Genomic DNA, 13,853 nt, shown 5'->3' with positions numbered 1-13,853 from the left:
GTACGCGAGGGCCTCCGCCCTGCGCCGCGCAGAACGAATCCGCCACGCGCCACGCAGAACACACCGCGAAGGAACCTCAGCGCCCGCGACCACCGTGCCAATGCTGGTGCCACGCCTGGAACATCAACACGTTCCACAGGTGCGTGTGCCACTTGCGCTCGCCGCGCAGGAACGCTTCCCAGATGCCGCGCACGCGCGCCGGATCGAAACAGCCCTGATTGCGAAGCAGCTGCGGGTCCAGCAGCGCCTCCGCCCAATCGCGCAACGGACCGGCCAACCAGCGCGCCATCGGCGGGCCAAAGCCGCGCTTGGGACGGTACACCAGCGGCTCGGGCAGGTAGCGTGCCAACAGGTGCTTCAGGATCAGTTTGTGTTCGCCATCGTGGTACTTCAGGTGCTGCGGCAGGCGCCAGGCCAGTCGCACCACCTCCATGTCCAGCAGTGGCGCACGGGTTTCAACGCCCGCCGCCATGCCCGCGCGGTCGACCTTGGCCAGGATGCCCTCGGCCAGATCCATGCGGAAATCCAGCAGCTGGATGCGCGCTTCGGCCGGCAGCGCCGAGTCCTGCTGCTGGAAGATCGTCACCGGTTCACGCGCGCCCAGCACCACCTGCGCCGGCTGCCGCCAGCGGGTCACCCGCTGCAGGTAGTGGCCTTCCACATCGTTGGCAGCAACTTCGGCCACCAAGGCACGCCATCCACCGAGACGACCACGCTCGGCGTTCATGCGGTTGCCGCTGCGCCGCGCCAGGTCGCTTACCCAGTCCGGCAAGCCACCGCACAGGCGCGCATTGCGCAGCGCGCGGCCATAGCTGGGGTGGCCGAAGAACAGTTCATCGCCACCGTCACCGGTCAGCGCCACCGGCTTGCGTGCCCCCAGCAGTTCACTGGCCAGCAGCGTCGGCAGCTGCGAGGCGTCGGCGAACGGTTCGCACCAGACCTGCGGCAGGCGCTGCAGCAGATCCAGGCCCTGGCGCGCGTCCATGCGGTGCAGGTGGTGCTGCACACCCAGATGGCGCGCGACCTGCGACGCCCAGTCGCTCTCGTCATGTCCCGGATCGTCGAAGCCGACCGTCCATGCTTCGATCGGCAGCGTGGATTGGGCCTGCATCATCGCCGTCACCAGCGAGGAGTCGGTGCCTCCGGACAGGAACGCGCCACAGGCCAGCGGCGAGTGCATGCGTGAAGCGATGGCTTTCTGAAGTACCGCCTCAAGCTGGTCGGTGGCCTGTTCCAGGCTCGGCGCCGGTTGCAGCGGCTCCTGCAGTGCACGCTGCATTGCTTCACGTGCGCACCAGTAACGCGCGCCCCCCTGCTCGGCCTGGCTGGAGCAACCCGCGGCATGGTCGCTGAGATCGATGCGCAGCATCGCGCCCGCCACCAGCTTGTGGATGCCGCGGTAGATGGTGTGCGGCGCCGGCACATAGTCGTGACGCAGCAGAAGGCTCAGCGCATCCTGGTCGATGCTTGGTGCGAACCCGGCGAAGGCCTGCAGCGCCTTCAACTCCGAGGCGAACAGGAACTGGCCCTGGTACCAGCCGTAGTACAGCGGCCTCTCGCCCACCGGATCACGGGCCAGCCACAGCACGCGCGACTCGCGGTCCCAGACGCTGAAACCGAAGGCGCCCTCGATACGCGACAGCGCCCGCTGCACGCCCCATTCGACGATCGCCTGCAGCAGCAGCCGTGCATCGCTGCAGCTGCGTGGCAGATCGCGCAACTGCGCCTGCAGGTCAGCGCGGTTGTACAGGCGGCCGTCCAGGCACAGCACGTAGCGACCGCAGTCCGAGCTCAGCGGCTGCAACGGCGTATCGGTCGGCGCCCGGCAGTGGCCCAGCGCGAGGCCGGCCTCGGCGTCGGTCCAGTAGCCGATGCGGCCACGCCCGCGCTGCTGCAGCGCCCGCAGCATCGGCGCCAGCTGCTGCAGCAACTGCTCGTCCTCGGCGGGCGGCAACCAGGCCCCGACCACGCCGCTCATCGGGAGCCTCCGCACTGGCGGCGGCGGGACGGGTTCAGCAGGCAGAGGGCGGCGGGCGACATGGGGGACGGCACGCGGAGCGGAGGAGACTCCATGCTCGGCGCCGGGCCGCGCGGCGTCAGTCGCTTTGCTGTCAGCGATCGTCACCCGTCGTATCACGAAGGTAACGTTTTGTAACAGCATCAGGCTATGCTGAACGCCAAGTTGTTGCCGGGACTGAGACCCGGCCCCTGCGCCAGCAACCCCGGCTGAATGGCGCCCGCCCCCGGGACCCGGGCGGCCCGATGGCTGGGATAGCATCGCCGCGCTCGTGCCGTGGCGGTACGTTTGCGCCTACGGAGGCCTTGGAAATGCTGGATATCGTACTGGTCGAAGACGATGCCCGCCTGGGAACGATGGTCAGCGACTACCTGCAACGGCATGGCTACCAGGTGGCCCACGAGCGCAGCGGCGAGCGCGCAGTGGCCCGCATCCTGGCCGAGAAACCAGCCCTGGTGCTGCTCGATGTCGGCCTGCCCGACCAGGATGGTTTCGAAGTGTGTCGGCAGATCCGGCCCCTCTATGACGGCATCATCTGCGTGCTGACCGCCCGCACCGACAACATCGACCAGGTGCTGGGGCTGGAGCTGGGGGCCGACGACTACATCGGCAAACCGATCGAACCGCGGGTGCTGCTGGCGCGGCTGCGCGCCCACCTGCGCCGCCACCGCCGGGTCGAACCGCGTGACGGCAGCCTGCGCTTCGGCGAGCTGAGCATCGACCCGTCCACCCGCAACGTGCACCTGCAGGGCAGCCTGCTGGAGCTGACCACGGCCGAGTTCGACCTGCTGTTCCTGCTGGCCAGCAATGCCGGCCAGATCCTGGACCGCGACGCGCTGCTGCGCGGCCTGCGTGGCATCGCCTTCGACGGCCTGGACCGTTCGATCGATGCCCGCATCTCGCGCCTGCGCCGCAAGCTGGGCGACAACCCCGAGCAGCCGGAACGGATCAAGACCGTCCGTGGCCGCGGCTACCTGTTCAGCCGCTCGGCATGGGGATGAAGCGCACGCCCTCGGCGATGCGCGGCCACGCCTTCCACTTCCTGCGCTACGGCATCGGCTTCCTGGTTGCCCACCTGTTGCTGATCGTGCTGGGCCTGTGGGCCTGGGATGCCCTGCTGGAGGACCGCACCGAAGCCGGGCTGCAGGCCGAAATGCGTGGCACCCATGCCCTGCTGCAGCACCGCTTCGCCGAAACCCCGCGCGACCAGTGGCCGGTGCTGGCACGCGAACTCGACGCCGATTTCGCCTACGCGCTGCGCATGGTGCCGCTGGCTGAGGCAGTGAAGGCGTTGCCGGCCAGCCAACGTCCGCCGTTCAACAACGGCCGCGTGCAGATCGACCTGGAGCACATGCGCAGCCTGCAGCGCATCGGTGACAGCGACTACGCGGTGATGCTGGGGCCGCTGGATGAAGCGCTGCCGGACGAGGGCTGGCAGGACAGCGAAGTGTCGGGCGTGGCGATCCTGCTGCTGATCCTGATGGTGGCGGTGGCATTGCCGATGTACGTGATGGTCTATCGGTTGTGGCGCGACGTCTCGCAGCTGGCGCAGGCGGCCAGGCAGATGCGCGATGGCCAGTTGGACACGCGTGCGCCGCGTGCGGGCACCGCGCTGGTGCGGCCACTGGCCAATGCCTTCAACCACATGGCCGAGCAGCTGCAGCAGCTGCTGGAAAGCCAGCGTGTGCTGGCGCAGGCGGTGGCGCACGAAGTGCGCACGCCATTGGCGCGGATGCGTTTCGGCCTGGCCGACCTGGAGGACACCGCGCTCGATGATGGGCAGCGCGATGCACTGGGCGGATTGCGCACCGATGTGGATCGGCTGCAGCACCTGACCGATGCAGGCGTCGAGTACGCCGCACTGGGCCGCTGCCATCAGCTGACCCGCCAGCGCCTGCAGCTGGCGGCGCTGGTGCGCGGCGTGGTCGCCCAGTTCGCGCCGCTGCCGATGCCGGTGCAGCAGGCGCTGTCGCCGGTGGGCCTGGTCAACGTCAACCGGCATATGCTGGAGCTGGCACTGCGCAACCTGCTCGGCAATGCACTGCGCTACGCGCGCCGGCAGATCCGTATTGCCAGCAGCGTCAATGACGGCTGGCTATGCCTGCAGGTGGAGGACGACGGCCCCGGCATTGCACCCGAACTGCGCGGCCAGGTACTGCAGCCCTACGTCCGGCTGGACCCGGGCAGTCCCGGCTTCGGCCTCGGCCTGGCACTGGTGCAGGTGGTGGCCGACAAGCATGGCGGCCACGTCGAAGTAACCGATTCGTCGCTGGGCGGTGCCTGCATCCGCCTGCACCTGCCGCTGGAAAACGGCGGCGGCATCGTCGAATGCGAAGCGGCCTGCTAGGCCGCCGGTTCCGCACGCGGCAAGGCAAACACGAACAGCGCGCCACGCTCGCTGTCGCGCAGTTCGATGCGGCGGCCGTGCAGCTGCACGATGCGCTGCACGATCAACAGCCCCAATCCGCCGTTCTCGCCGCGCCGCGCGCCCAGCGCGGCCGGTGCCTGGAACAGCTGGGTGCGCAACGCCGGCGCCACCCCTGGGCCGTCATCAGCCACGCTGACCTCCACGCTGTCGGGAGTTGCGCAAAGGCGCACCTCGATCTGTCCACCGTCGGGTGCATGGCGCAGCGCGTTGTCGAGCAGGTTGGTCAACACCCGTTCGACCAGGCCCAGGTCGGCGCGCACCAGCGGCAGGCCGGGGGGGAACGCTGCGTGCAGCTGCTGGCCGCGCGCCTGTGCCGCCAGTTCGAACTTCTGCAGCACGTCCTGCAGCAGCTCCGGCAGCGCGAACACCTCCCACTCCAACCGCACTTCGCCATGCTCCAGCCGCGCCAGCTCGAACAGCGCGCGCGCCAGCCGGCCGACCTTGGCGCTCTGCGCCAGCGCGATACCGAGATAGCGGCGGCGCTCGTCCGCTGACAGCGTGGCGTCCTTCAATGCCAGCGTTTCCAGGTAGCCATGCAGCGACGACAGCGGCGTGCGCAGGTCGTGCGAGATATTGGCAACCAGTTCGCGGCGCTGCAGGTCCTGCTGGCGCAGCTGCTGCCACTGCTCGCCCAGCCGCTGCGCCATCTGCGCGTGCGCGTGTTCGAGGATCACCAGCTCGTCGCGCTCACCGGGGCGCAGCGGCTCCGGCGGTGGCAACGGCGTGGGTGCGTCGATGTCGAAGGCCTGGATGCGTCGGGTCAGCCGCCGCAGCGGACGGGTCACCCAGTAGAACGCCACCAGCCCGGCCAGCAGGCCGAGGCCACCGACCAGCACCACCGACCACAGCGTGGTGTTCCACTGGCTGCCGGCGGCAAGATCGTCGGCCAGCATCTGCCGGTGCTCGCCGACCAGCACCACGTACACGTAGCCCGCCGGCCGGCCCTGCACGATCAAAGGTGCCGCGCTGAACACCTTGCGGCCATTCGCGCTACGCGGGTCATCGCCGAGGATCGGCAACGGCGCACCGGCCAGCAGGTGGCGCAGCGGCGCCACGTCCACCCGGTTTCGCACCAGGTGCCCACTGGGTGCATCGTGGCCGAGGATGCGGCCCTGGTCATCCAGCAGGTAGACCTCGACGCTGGGATTGACCGCCATCAACTGGCCGAACAACGCCCGCACCGCCGCATCACGCATGCCGCTGGTATCCATCAGCTCGCTGCGCTGGGCGATGTGCTCGGCCAGGCCCAGCGACAACCGCTGTACCACCTCCTGCTCGTGGCGGGTATTGGCACGCATCTGCAGTGCAAGCAGCGCCATGCAGCACGTCAGCATCAGCGCAGCGGTCACCACTGCCAGCTTCTGCCACAGGTTCGGCTTGATCATGCCGCTGCTCCGGCCGGGTCGACCAGCTTGTAGCCACGGCCCCACACCGTCAGCAGCCGCCGCGGATTGGCCGGATCGGGCTCGATCTTGCTGCGCAGGCGGTTGATATGGGTGTTGACCGTATGCTCGTAGCCATCGTGCTGGTAGCCCCAGACCTGGTTGAGCAGTTCCATGCGCGCGAACACCTGGTCCGGGTGACGGGCAAAGAACAACAGCAGGTCGAACTCGCGCGGGGTCAGCTCCAATGGATTGCCATCCACCGAGGCGGTACGCGCGACCGGGTCCAGCTGCAGTCCCCCCAGCTCGATCGCGCCGGCATCGATGCGTGCGCTCTGCGCCATCGCCTCGGCGCGGCGCAGCAGCGCGCGCACGCGTGCCACCAGTTCCGGCATCGAGAAGGGTTTTGCCAGGTAATCGTCCGCGCCCAGTTCCAGGCCGACGATGCGCTGGGTTTCGCTGCCGCGCGCACTGATGATGATGATCGGCACATACCGCGCCATCGCGCGTGCGCGCTGGCACACCTGCAGGCCGTCCACGCCGGGCAGCATCACGTCCAGCACCAGCGCATCCCAGGGACCTTCCTGCTCGAGCAGGCGCAGGCCGGCATCGCCGCTGGCAGCATGGGCGACATCGTAGCCCTCATCGCCCAGGTGCATGCGCAGCAGGTCGGCGATGTGGGCATCGTCTTCAACGATCAGCACGCGTTTGGTCGACATCGTCAGCTCAAGGCCAGTGGGGAGGCGGGTTGCATTGTGGCGCGGGACGGCCGCCGATACCTCACGAAAAATTGAATCCTGCGTGAGGATTCGTTGACCCGGGCGGGCGCAGCATGGCCCCGTCATCCCCTTCCCGGAGTCCGCCATGTCCTTGTCCCGCCGCCATCTGCTGGGCCTGGGAGGTGTTGCCACCGCCGCCGGCCTGCTCGGCCTGGGGGCCTGCAGCCGCGCCGCCCCGGCCGCCGCCGAAGCGCGCCCGTCGCGACAGTTCGAGGTCATGCACAGCGATGCCGACTGGCGCCAGCGCCTGACCCCGGCGCAGTACGCGGTGCTGCGCCAGCAGGCCACCGAACGGCCGTGGAGCAGCCCGCTCAACAAGGAACACCGCCAGGGCACCTTCGCGTGTGCCGGCTGTGCGCTGCCGCTGTTTTCCTCCTCCACCAAGTTCGAGAGCGGCACCGGCTGGCCCAGCTTCTGGGCGCCGCTGCACAACGCCATCGGCGAAGACCGCGACGTCACCTTCGGGATGCTGCGGGTGGAGGTGCACTGCCGTCGCTGTGGCGGCCACCTCGGCCATGTGTTCAACGATGGCCCACGCCCGACCGGGCTGCGCTACTGCATGAACGGCGCAGCGATGGTGTTCGTTCCCGGCGCCACGGATGGCACTGCCGACGGCTGGCGGGTGCCGGTCGGTTCTTCCCCTGTTTCCGGAGCCTGACGATGCTGCTGTTGCTGCTTGCCTACCTGGGGGGCGCGCTGACCCTGCTCAGTCCCTGCATCCTGCCGGTGCTTCCGTTCGTGTTCGCGCGTGCCGATCGCCCGTTCCTGCGCAGCACGCTGCCATTGCTGCTGGGCATGGCGCTCACCTTCACCGTGGTTGCCAGCCTGGCCGCGGTGGGCAGCCAATGGGTGGCACAGGCCAACCAGGTCGGGCGCTGGATCGCCCTGCTGCTGATGGCACTGTTCGCGGTCGCCCTGCTGTGGCCACGACTGGCCGACCATCTGCTGGCGCCGTTCCAGCGCGTGGGTGCCCGTCTGAGCGCGCGCGCCGATGCCGCGGATGCCGCTGGGCGCGGCGGCGCGTGGACCTCGCTGCTGATCGGCATCGCCACCGGCCTGCTGTGGGCGCCATGCGCCGGTCCGATCCTCGGCCTGGTGCTGACCGGTGCCGCCCTGCATGGTGCCAGCGTGGGTACCAGTGCCCTGCTGCTGGCGTATGCGCTGGGCGCGATCACCGCGCTGGCACTGGCGGTGTGGGTGGGCGGCCGGGTGTTCCGTGCGCTGCAGGCGCGGCTTGGCCTCGGCGATGCACTGCGCAAGGTGCTGGGCGTGGCCGCCCTGCTGGCGGTGGTAGCGATCGGCCTGGGCTGGGATACCGGCCTGCTGACCCGTCTTTCCACGCTCAGCACCGCGCGTATCGAGCAGGGCCTGCTGGACGCGGTACCCGGCGCGCAACCGGCGGCACCACCAATGATGATGATGGCCGGTGCCGACGCCGCTGGCGATGCACCGCTGCCGGTCGAAGGCACCCTGCCCGCGCTGGACGGGGCCACCGGCTGGCTCAACAGCCCACCGCTGACGGTCCAGCAGCTGCGCGGCAAGGTCGTGCTGGTCGATTTCTGGACCTACTCCTGCATCAACTGCCTGCGTGCGATGCCGTTCGTTCACGAATGGGAGCGCCGCTACCGCGACCACGGCCTGGTGGTGATCGGCGTGCACACGCCGGAGTTCGCCTTCGAGCGTGACCCGCGCAACGTGATGAAGGCGGTGCAGCAGCTGAAGGTCGAGTACCCGGTGGCGCTCGACAACCAGTACACGATCTGGCGCGCGTTCAACAACCGCTACTGGCCGGCGCAGTACTTCGTTGATGCGCAGGGCAACATCCGCGGCCACCAGTTCGGCGAAGGCAACTATGCGCGTTCGGAACAGATGATCCGTCGCCTGCTGACCGAAGCCGGGCAGGCCAACCTGCCGCCGCCTGCCGATCCTGCGGCCGCCGACCTGAAAGGCGTGGCCGTGCAGGCCGACATGGGCAACCTGCGCTCGCCGGAAACGTATCTGGGCCACGCCCGCGCCGAACAGTTCGCCTCGCCCGGCGGGCAGCGCAGTGATGCCGCGTTCGACTACTCCTTGCCGACGACCCTGGTGCTGAACCAGTGGGGACTGTCGGGGCGCTGGACCGTCACCGATGAAGCCGCACAGCTGCAGCAGGCCGGTGGCCGCATTGCCTTCCAGTTCCATGCGCGCGACCTGCACCTGGTGCTGGCGCCCAGCCGCGACGGCAGGCCGGTGCGCTTCCGCGTCTGGCTGGATGGCAGGGCGCTGCCCGCCGCCGATGCCGGTAGTGATGTCGGCGCCGATGGCAGTGGCGTGGTCGACGAGCATCGCCTGTACCAGCTGGTACGCCAGCGCGGCACGGTCGGTCCGCATCGCTTCGAGATCGAATTCCTCGATGCGGGCGTGCAGGCCTATGCCTTCACCTTCGGTTGAACCGGGAGCACATGATGAAACTCTCCTTTGAACAGGGCATCGCCGCCGGTGTGGCCGGCCTGGTGGCCATGGCATTGATTGCCGGGGTGCTGCTGGTCGATCACGGTGCGGCTGCGGCGCCGGTCGAAGCCAGCGCGCAGATCCAGGCACTGCCGGCCCCCACCGGCGATGCGGCGTTCCGCGATGACGCCACCCACGCCAGCGTGGTGTTTGCCGGCGGTTGCTTCTGGGGCGTGCAGGGCGTGTTCCAGCACGTCAAGGGCGTGAGCAATGCGGTGTCCGGCTATATCGGTGGCAGTGCAGCCAATGCGCGCTATGAGCGCGTCAGCGGTGGACAGAGCGGCCATGCCGAAGCTGTAAAGATTGACTACGACCCGCGCCAGGTCAGCTATGGACAGCTGATGCAGGTGTTCTTCTCGGTCGCGCACGACCCGACCCAGCTCAACCGCCAGGGTCCGGACCACGGCAGCCAGTATCGCTCGGCGATCTTCAGTGATGACGCCCGCCAGCAGGCGGCCAGCCGTGCCTACATTGCCCAGCTCGGCCAGGCCGGCAGCTACCGCGCACCGATCGTCACCCAGCTGGTCAGCGGCCAGCGCTTCTATCCGGCCGAGAGCTACCACCAGAACTACATGACCAACTACCCGCAGGCCGCCTACATCCGCTACTACGACGCACCGAAGCTGGCGGCCCTGGCCAGGCAGTTCCCGGCGCTGTACCGGCGCGAGGCGGTGCTGGTGCCGATGCGCTGACGGCATTTGCCCTGGGGCTGATCGGTGCTCGGCGCTGCGCTTCTGTAGAGCCGAGCCCACGCTCGGCTGCTGTTGGCGGAAAAGCAGCCGAGCGCGGGCTCGGCTCTACACACAAAAAAGACGCACGGCGGTCCCGCCGTGCGCTTGGAATGCGCCGGCCACGCCCCGATCAGGCCCGGCCGACGACGACATGCTAGGCTCGCCATCATCATGGGTACAGAACCAGATGGCGGGATGTTCGATGGATACAGATGACCAGGCCACGATGATCCCTCCACGCTACCAGCGGCTCTCCGACGAACTGGCCGAGGCCATCCACGGCGGTCGCCTTCCGGTCGGCAGCCGCCTGCCCTCGCTGCGGCAGATGGCGTCGCAGCGCAGGCTCAGCCTCAACACGGTGATCGCCGCCTATCGCCAGCTGGAAGATGCCGGCCTGGTCATTCCGCGGCCCAAGGCCGGCTTCGAGGTGGCGCCGCGGCTGTCGGTGCCGGAACGATCATTGCGCGATGCGCCCTCGGCACCCACCGCACCGCTGCAGCAGGTGCTGATGGCGCGCGTGCTGGAAGCGCAGCGCCGCCCGGGTGTGGTCGACCTGGCCTTCGCCGGCCCGCGTGGTCGCCAGTTCTACCCCGGCGCGCAGTTGGCCAAGCACACCGCGCAGGTACTGCGCCATGGCCAACAGACGGTGGAGACCTACGCGCGCCCGAATGGTTCACCGCGGCTGCTGGCGCAGATCGTGCGCCGCAGTCCGCGCATGGGCCTGCACACCCACGCCGAGCGACTCCTGCTGACCCATGGTGCGATGGAAGCCCTGCAGCTGGCGTTGCGCGCGGTCACCCAGCCCGGTGATGCGGTGGGCATCGAGGCGCCGTCCTACTTCAACCTGTATCCGTTGCTGGCCAACCTCGGCCTGCAGGCCATCGAGTTACCCACCCACCCGCAGCACGGACTGGATGTAGGTGCACTGGATGCGCTGCTGGAGCACACGCCGCTGGCCGCACTGGTGGTGATGCCGACCGTGCACAACCCGCTCGGCTGCACCATGCCGACCGCCGCCAAGCAACGCTTGGCCGAGCTGGTCAACGCACGGCAGCTGCCCCTGATCGAGGATGCGGTGTACGCCGAGCTGCAGTTCTGCGAGCCACCGGCCCCGTTGCTGAAAGCCTTTGATCGCGATGGCTGGGTGATGGTGGTCGGTGGCTTCTCAAAGACACTGGCGCCGGATTACCGCATCGGCTGGCTGGATGGCGGTCGCTTCGCAGCGCGCATCGCGCTGCTGAAGTTCCAGTCCACCGGCGGTGAGCCGCAGCTGCTCGGCGATGCGGTGGCCGCGTATCTGGAAGCAGGCAGCTACGAGCACCATTTGCATCGCATGCGCCGGCTGTACCGCGAACAGGTGGGACGACTGCGCCAGCTGGTAGCCGAGCATTTCCCGGCAGGCACCCGCGCCACCGAACCACAGGGCGGATTCCTGCTGTGGCTGGAACTGCCGGGCGTGGACACGCGAGAGCTGTTCGAGCGAGCGCTGCAGGAGGACATCGTGTTCATGCCCGGCCAGGTCTATTCGCGTGGTGCGCGCTATCGCCACTGCCTGCGGCTGTCGTGCTGCCAGAGCCTGGATGCGCGCTTCATCGGTGCGGTGGAACGGCTGGGTGCGATCGCGCGGGAGCTGGCAGTGCGCCAGCTCCTGTAGAGCCGAGCCTACGCTCGGCTGCCCTTCGCTGACGGTCCACGCTGAGCCGAGCATGGGCTCGGCTCTACAGGAAGCAGGTCAGTCGAGCAGGTGTGTACTCAGGATCTGACCATCCGCCCCCGGCAAATGCGGCAGCCGTCCCCAGCACGGCATCGGCAAGCGCTGCTGCAGCGTGGCGATGTTCTCGTCCTGGCGCTGCATCGCCGGGTCGATGTGGTTGCCGATCCAGCCCAGGCAGTCCACGCCGCTGGCCTGCAGTGATTGCGCAGTCAACCGCGCGTGGTTGACGCAGCCCAGCCGCATGCCCACCACCAGCAGCACCGGCAGCTGCAGCGCACGCACCAGGTCGAGCTGGTCCAGCGTGGCCGAGACCGGTGCCAGCCAACCGCCCACGCCCTCCACCACGACGATATCGGCCTTCGCGCGCAGGCGTTCGAACGCGGCCACGATCGGCGCCAGCGCCACCTGCACGCCGTCCTCGGCAGCGGCCAGCTCCGGTGCCAGCGGCTGCCGCAGCGCATAGGGATTCAGGTCGGCATAGTCAGGCACCGGCCAGCTGGCCGCCTGCAGCGCCAGCGCGTCCTCGTTGCGCAGGCCCTGCCCCAGGTCCTCGCTGCCGCTGGCCACGGGCTTCATGCCCACCGCGCGCAGGCCACGCTGGCGCAGTGCATGCAGCAGCGCGGTGCTGGCCGCGGTCTTGCCGATTTCGGTGTCGGTGCCGGTAACGAACAGGGCGGGCGGCAACGTAGCGGGCAACGGCATCGATGGGCTCCAACAGGGCAACAGTGCGTGCATTATCGCCGGCCCGGTGCACTTGCTAGACTGCAGGCATGTTCGCCAATGCCTCGCTCACCGGCAGCAAGCCGGAACAATACGCCCAGCTGCTGGAACAGGCCCGTGGCCTGGTCTACGCCGAGTCCGACCGCATCGCCAACGCGGCCAACCTCTCCGCACTGGTCTATCACGCCCTGCCCGACCTGAACTGGGTGGGCTTCTACCTGTATGACGGCAAGGAACTGGTGGTCGGCCCGTTCCAGGGCCTGCCGGCCTGCGTGCGCATCCCGCTGGACAAGGGCGTGTGCGGTGCCGCCGCCAGCCAGCGCGTGACCCAGCGCGTGGACGACGTCGATGCCTTCCCCGGCCACATCGCCTGCGATTCGGCCTCGCGTTCGGAGCTGGTGGTGCCGCTGCTGCGCGGCGATGAACTGATCGGCGTGTTCGATATCGACAGCCCGAAGGTCGGCCGCTTCGACGCCGACGATCAGGCCGGCCTGGAAGCCATCGCCCGCGTGTTCGTCGAGGCACTGGGATGAGCGCACCGAAGCTGCGCAACATCGGCCCGAAGAGTGCAGCGTGGCTGCGCCAGGTCGGGCTGCGCAGCCGCGAGGACCTGGTTGCGATCGGCGCAGTTGGCGCCTTCGTCAAGGTCAAGCGGGCCGGCTTCAAGCCCAGCCTGAACCTGCTGTACTCGCTGGAAGGCGCATTGCTGGACTGCCACTGGCAGGAGCTGAGCGAGCCGCAGCGTGAAGCGCTGGTGCAGGACTACGAAGCGCGCATCGCCGCGCATCCGCTGAAGGCGGCCGGCCCGGCGTCGGGCCCGGTCCATGAGCAGCGCTTCGATGCCGACGATGACGCCGAGGACAACGTGGCCGAGCGCGCGGACGAGGATTGACTGCACCGGTAGTGCCGGCCGCTGGCCGGCAGCTGCGTGATCCTTGCAACGTTCCTGAGGCTGCCGGCCAGCGGCCGGCACTACCGATGGACTACGGCTGCTGCAGTTCCAGCAGCTCGCCCACCAGCCCGACCTCGCCCCGCTCCAGCCACACCCGCAGGCGCGTGCCGTGGTCGATGCGCAGGGCCCAGCACAGCGACATCGGCAGGCCGCAAACCTGCGACAACACCATGCGCAGCGGGCCACCATGGCTGACCACCAGCGTCGGCACCGGATCATCATCATCGAGCAGGCGATCCAGCGCGCGCGCGATACGCCGCTCGAAATGACCCCAGCTCTCGCCGTTCGGCGGCGGGAACGCATGCGGATCGGCATGGAAGGCGGCCAGCGCATCTTCCGGCAGGTCGAACAGCGACTGCCCGTCCCAATCGCCGAAATCCAGTTCTTCCCATTCCTCGTCCGCTTCGACGTCCAGCCCGCGTGGGGTGGCCAGCGCCATCGCCGTGTGCAGGGCGCGCAACCGCGGTGAACTGATCACCCGCTCCCAGCGTTGCTCGGCATAGGCCTCGACCAGCTCCTGCGGCAGGCCGGCCAGCTGCGGTGGATCGCTGCGGCCATCAAGGAACTCATCGCGACCGTTGCCGGCATGGCGGACCAGGTCGAGGATCATGCGTGCGTCCCGGACGGGCGAGGCAGGTAC

Annotated in this window: 13 protein-coding genes; 8 read left to right on the top strand and 5 right to left on the bottom strand. The window is 68.8% G+C overall.

Annotated elements, in window-relative coordinates; translation table 11 throughout:
* Window positions 1-76: 76 nt before the first annotated feature.
* Window positions 77-1,978, bottom strand: coding sequence for an asparagine synthase (glutamine-hydrolyzing) (asnB, locus tag HMPREF3114_RS19445; protein WP_070490480.1), 1,902 nt, complete (start codon window positions 1,976-1,978; stop codon window positions 77-79).
* Window positions 1,979-2,328: 350 nt separating this feature from the next.
* Here asnB and HMPREF3114_RS19440 point away from each other — a divergent pair, with 350 nt between their 5' ends.
* Together HMPREF3114_RS19440 and HMPREF3114_RS19435 are read left to right on the top strand one after the other, a co-directional pair.
* Window positions 2,329-3,018, top strand: coding sequence for a winged helix-turn-helix domain-containing protein (locus HMPREF3114_RS19440; protein WP_005415149.1), 690 nt, complete (start codon window positions 2,329-2,331; stop codon window positions 3,016-3,018).
* Complete coding sequence (locus tag HMPREF3114_RS19435; protein WP_053498029.1) at window positions 3,015-4,364, top strand: ATP-binding protein; 1,350 nt, start codon at window positions 3,015-3,017, stop codon at window positions 4,362-4,364. The genes HMPREF3114_RS19440 and HMPREF3114_RS19435 overlap by 4 nt, the downstream gene beginning before the upstream one ends.
* On the opposite strand, the gene HMPREF3114_RS19430 is transcribed toward HMPREF3114_RS19435, so the two are convergent.
* Together HMPREF3114_RS19430 and HMPREF3114_RS19425 are read right to left on the bottom strand one after the other, a co-directional pair.
* Window positions 4,361-5,830 (bottom strand): sensor histidine kinase, encoded by a 1,470-nt coding sequence (locus HMPREF3114_RS19430; RefSeq protein WP_005415147.1) that lies wholly within the window; start codon window positions 5,828-5,830, stop codon window positions 4,361-4,363. The genes HMPREF3114_RS19435 and HMPREF3114_RS19430 overlap by 4 nt on opposite strands.
* A complete protein-coding gene (locus tag HMPREF3114_RS19425; protein ID WP_005415146.1) occupies window positions 5,827-6,546 on the bottom strand; it encodes a response regulator transcription factor in 720 nt (239 codons plus the stop codon). The genes HMPREF3114_RS19430 and HMPREF3114_RS19425 overlap by 4 nt, the downstream gene beginning before the upstream one ends.
* Before the next feature lie 145 nt (window positions 6,547-6,691).
* Between HMPREF3114_RS19425 and msrB the strand changes: the two genes are divergently transcribed.
* From msrB to HMPREF3114_RS19405, 4 genes are all read left to right on the top strand, one after another.
* Window positions 6,692-7,264 (top strand): peptide-methionine (R)-S-oxide reductase MsrB, encoded by a 573-nt coding sequence (gene msrB / locus HMPREF3114_RS19420; RefSeq protein ID WP_005415145.1) that lies wholly within the window; start codon window positions 6,692-6,694, stop codon window positions 7,262-7,264.
* Between the two features lie 2 nt (window positions 7,265-7,266).
* Window positions 7,267-9,036: a cytochrome c biogenesis protein DipZ gene (locus HMPREF3114_RS19415; RefSeq protein WP_053498030.1), complete on the top strand. Its 1,770-nt coding sequence runs from the start codon at window positions 7,267-7,269 to the stop codon at window positions 9,034-9,036.
* Between the two features lie 14 nt (window positions 9,037-9,050).
* Window positions 9,051-9,788, top strand: coding sequence for a peptide-methionine (S)-S-oxide reductase MsrA (gene msrA, locus HMPREF3114_RS19410; RefSeq protein WP_032953890.1), 738 nt, complete (start codon window positions 9,051-9,053; stop codon window positions 9,786-9,788).
* 241 nt (window positions 9,789-10,029) lie between these two features.
* Window positions 10,030-11,481, top strand: coding sequence for an aminotransferase-like domain-containing protein (locus tag HMPREF3114_RS19405; protein ID WP_053498032.1), 1,452 nt, complete (start codon window positions 10,030-10,032; stop codon window positions 11,479-11,481).
* A 78-nt stretch (window positions 11,482-11,559) separates the two neighbouring features.
* Here HMPREF3114_RS19405 and bioD read toward each other — a convergent pair whose 3' ends face one another.
* On the bottom strand, window positions 11,560-12,243 hold the full coding sequence (gene bioD / locus HMPREF3114_RS19400; RefSeq protein ID WP_053498033.1) for a dethiobiotin synthase: 684 nt from the start codon (window positions 12,241-12,243) through the stop codon (window positions 11,560-11,562).
* Between the two features lie 68 nt (window positions 12,244-12,311).
* Between bioD and HMPREF3114_RS19395 the strand changes: the two genes are divergently transcribed.
* Window positions 12,312-12,794 (top strand): GAF domain-containing protein, encoded by a 483-nt coding sequence (locus HMPREF3114_RS19395; protein ID WP_004140850.1) that lies wholly within the window; start codon window positions 12,312-12,314, stop codon window positions 12,792-12,794.
* Window positions 12,791-13,153 carry a TfoX/Sxy family protein gene (locus HMPREF3114_RS19390; protein WP_053498035.1) on the top strand — a complete coding sequence of 121 codons (363 nt, stop codon included), beginning with the start codon at window positions 12,791-12,793 and terminating at the stop codon, window positions 13,151-13,153. The genes HMPREF3114_RS19395 and HMPREF3114_RS19390 overlap by 4 nt, the downstream gene beginning before the upstream one ends.
* Before the next feature lie 91 nt (window positions 13,154-13,244).
* Here HMPREF3114_RS19390 and HMPREF3114_RS19385 read toward each other — a convergent pair whose 3' ends face one another.
* Window positions 13,245-13,823 carry a histidine phosphatase family protein gene (locus HMPREF3114_RS19385; protein WP_005415139.1) on the bottom strand — a complete coding sequence of 193 codons (579 nt, stop codon included), beginning with the start codon at window positions 13,821-13,823 and terminating at the stop codon, window positions 13,245-13,247.
* Window positions 13,824-13,853: the final 30 nt, after the last annotated feature.

Source organism: Stenotrophomonas sp. HMSC10F07 (assembly GCF_001807895.1).
GTDB classification, from domain to species: domain Bacteria; phylum Pseudomonadota; class Gammaproteobacteria; order Xanthomonadales; family Xanthomonadaceae; genus Stenotrophomonas; species Stenotrophomonas sepilia.
The sequence above is the reverse complement of the archived record's forward strand: the minus strand, read 5'-3'. Positions and strand labels throughout refer to the sequence as shown.

What these genes read in the sequence shown, in the direction of transcription:
- asnB (WP_070490480.1), bottom strand. Translation starts at nt 1,978, where the DNA reads ATGAGCGGCGTGGTCGGGGCCTGGTTGCCGCCCGCCGAGGACGAGCAG.
- HMPREF3114_RS19440 (WP_005415149.1), top strand. Translation starts at nt 2,329, where the DNA reads ATGCTGGATATCGTACTGGTCGAAGACGATGCCCGCCTGGGAACGATG.
- HMPREF3114_RS19435 (WP_053498029.1), top strand. Translation starts at nt 3,015, where the DNA reads ATGAAGCGCACGCCCTCGGCGATGCGCGGCCACGCCTTCCACTTCCTG.
- HMPREF3114_RS19430 (WP_005415147.1), bottom strand. Translation starts at nt 5,830, where the DNA reads ATGATCAAGCCGAACCTGTGGCAGAAGCTGGCAGTGGTGACCGCTGCG.
- HMPREF3114_RS19425 (WP_005415146.1), bottom strand. Translation starts at nt 6,546, where the DNA reads ATGTCGACCAAACGCGTGCTGATCGTTGAAGACGATGCCCACATCGCC.
- msrB (WP_005415145.1), top strand. Translation starts at nt 6,692, where the DNA reads ATGTCCTTGTCCCGCCGCCATCTGCTGGGCCTGGGAGGTGTTGCCACC.
- HMPREF3114_RS19415 (WP_053498030.1), top strand. Translation starts at nt 7,267, where the DNA reads ATGCTGCTGTTGCTGCTTGCCTACCTGGGGGGCGCGCTGACCCTGCTC.
- msrA (WP_032953890.1), top strand. Translation starts at nt 9,051, where the DNA reads ATGAAACTCTCCTTTGAACAGGGCATCGCCGCCGGTGTGGCCGGCCTG.
- HMPREF3114_RS19405 (WP_053498032.1), top strand. Translation starts at nt 10,030, where the DNA reads ATGGATACAGATGACCAGGCCACGATGATCCCTCCACGCTACCAGCGG.
- bioD (WP_053498033.1), bottom strand. Translation starts at nt 12,243, where the DNA reads ATGCCGTTGCCCGCTACGTTGCCGCCCGCCCTGTTCGTTACCGGCACC.
- HMPREF3114_RS19395 (WP_004140850.1), top strand. Translation starts at nt 12,312, where the DNA reads ATGTTCGCCAATGCCTCGCTCACCGGCAGCAAGCCGGAACAATACGCC.
- HMPREF3114_RS19390 (WP_053498035.1), top strand. Translation starts at nt 12,791, where the DNA reads ATGAGCGCACCGAAGCTGCGCAACATCGGCCCGAAGAGTGCAGCGTGG.
- HMPREF3114_RS19385 (WP_005415139.1), bottom strand. Translation starts at nt 13,823, where the DNA reads ATGATCCTCGACCTGGTCCGCCATGCCGGCAACGGTCGCGATGAGTTC.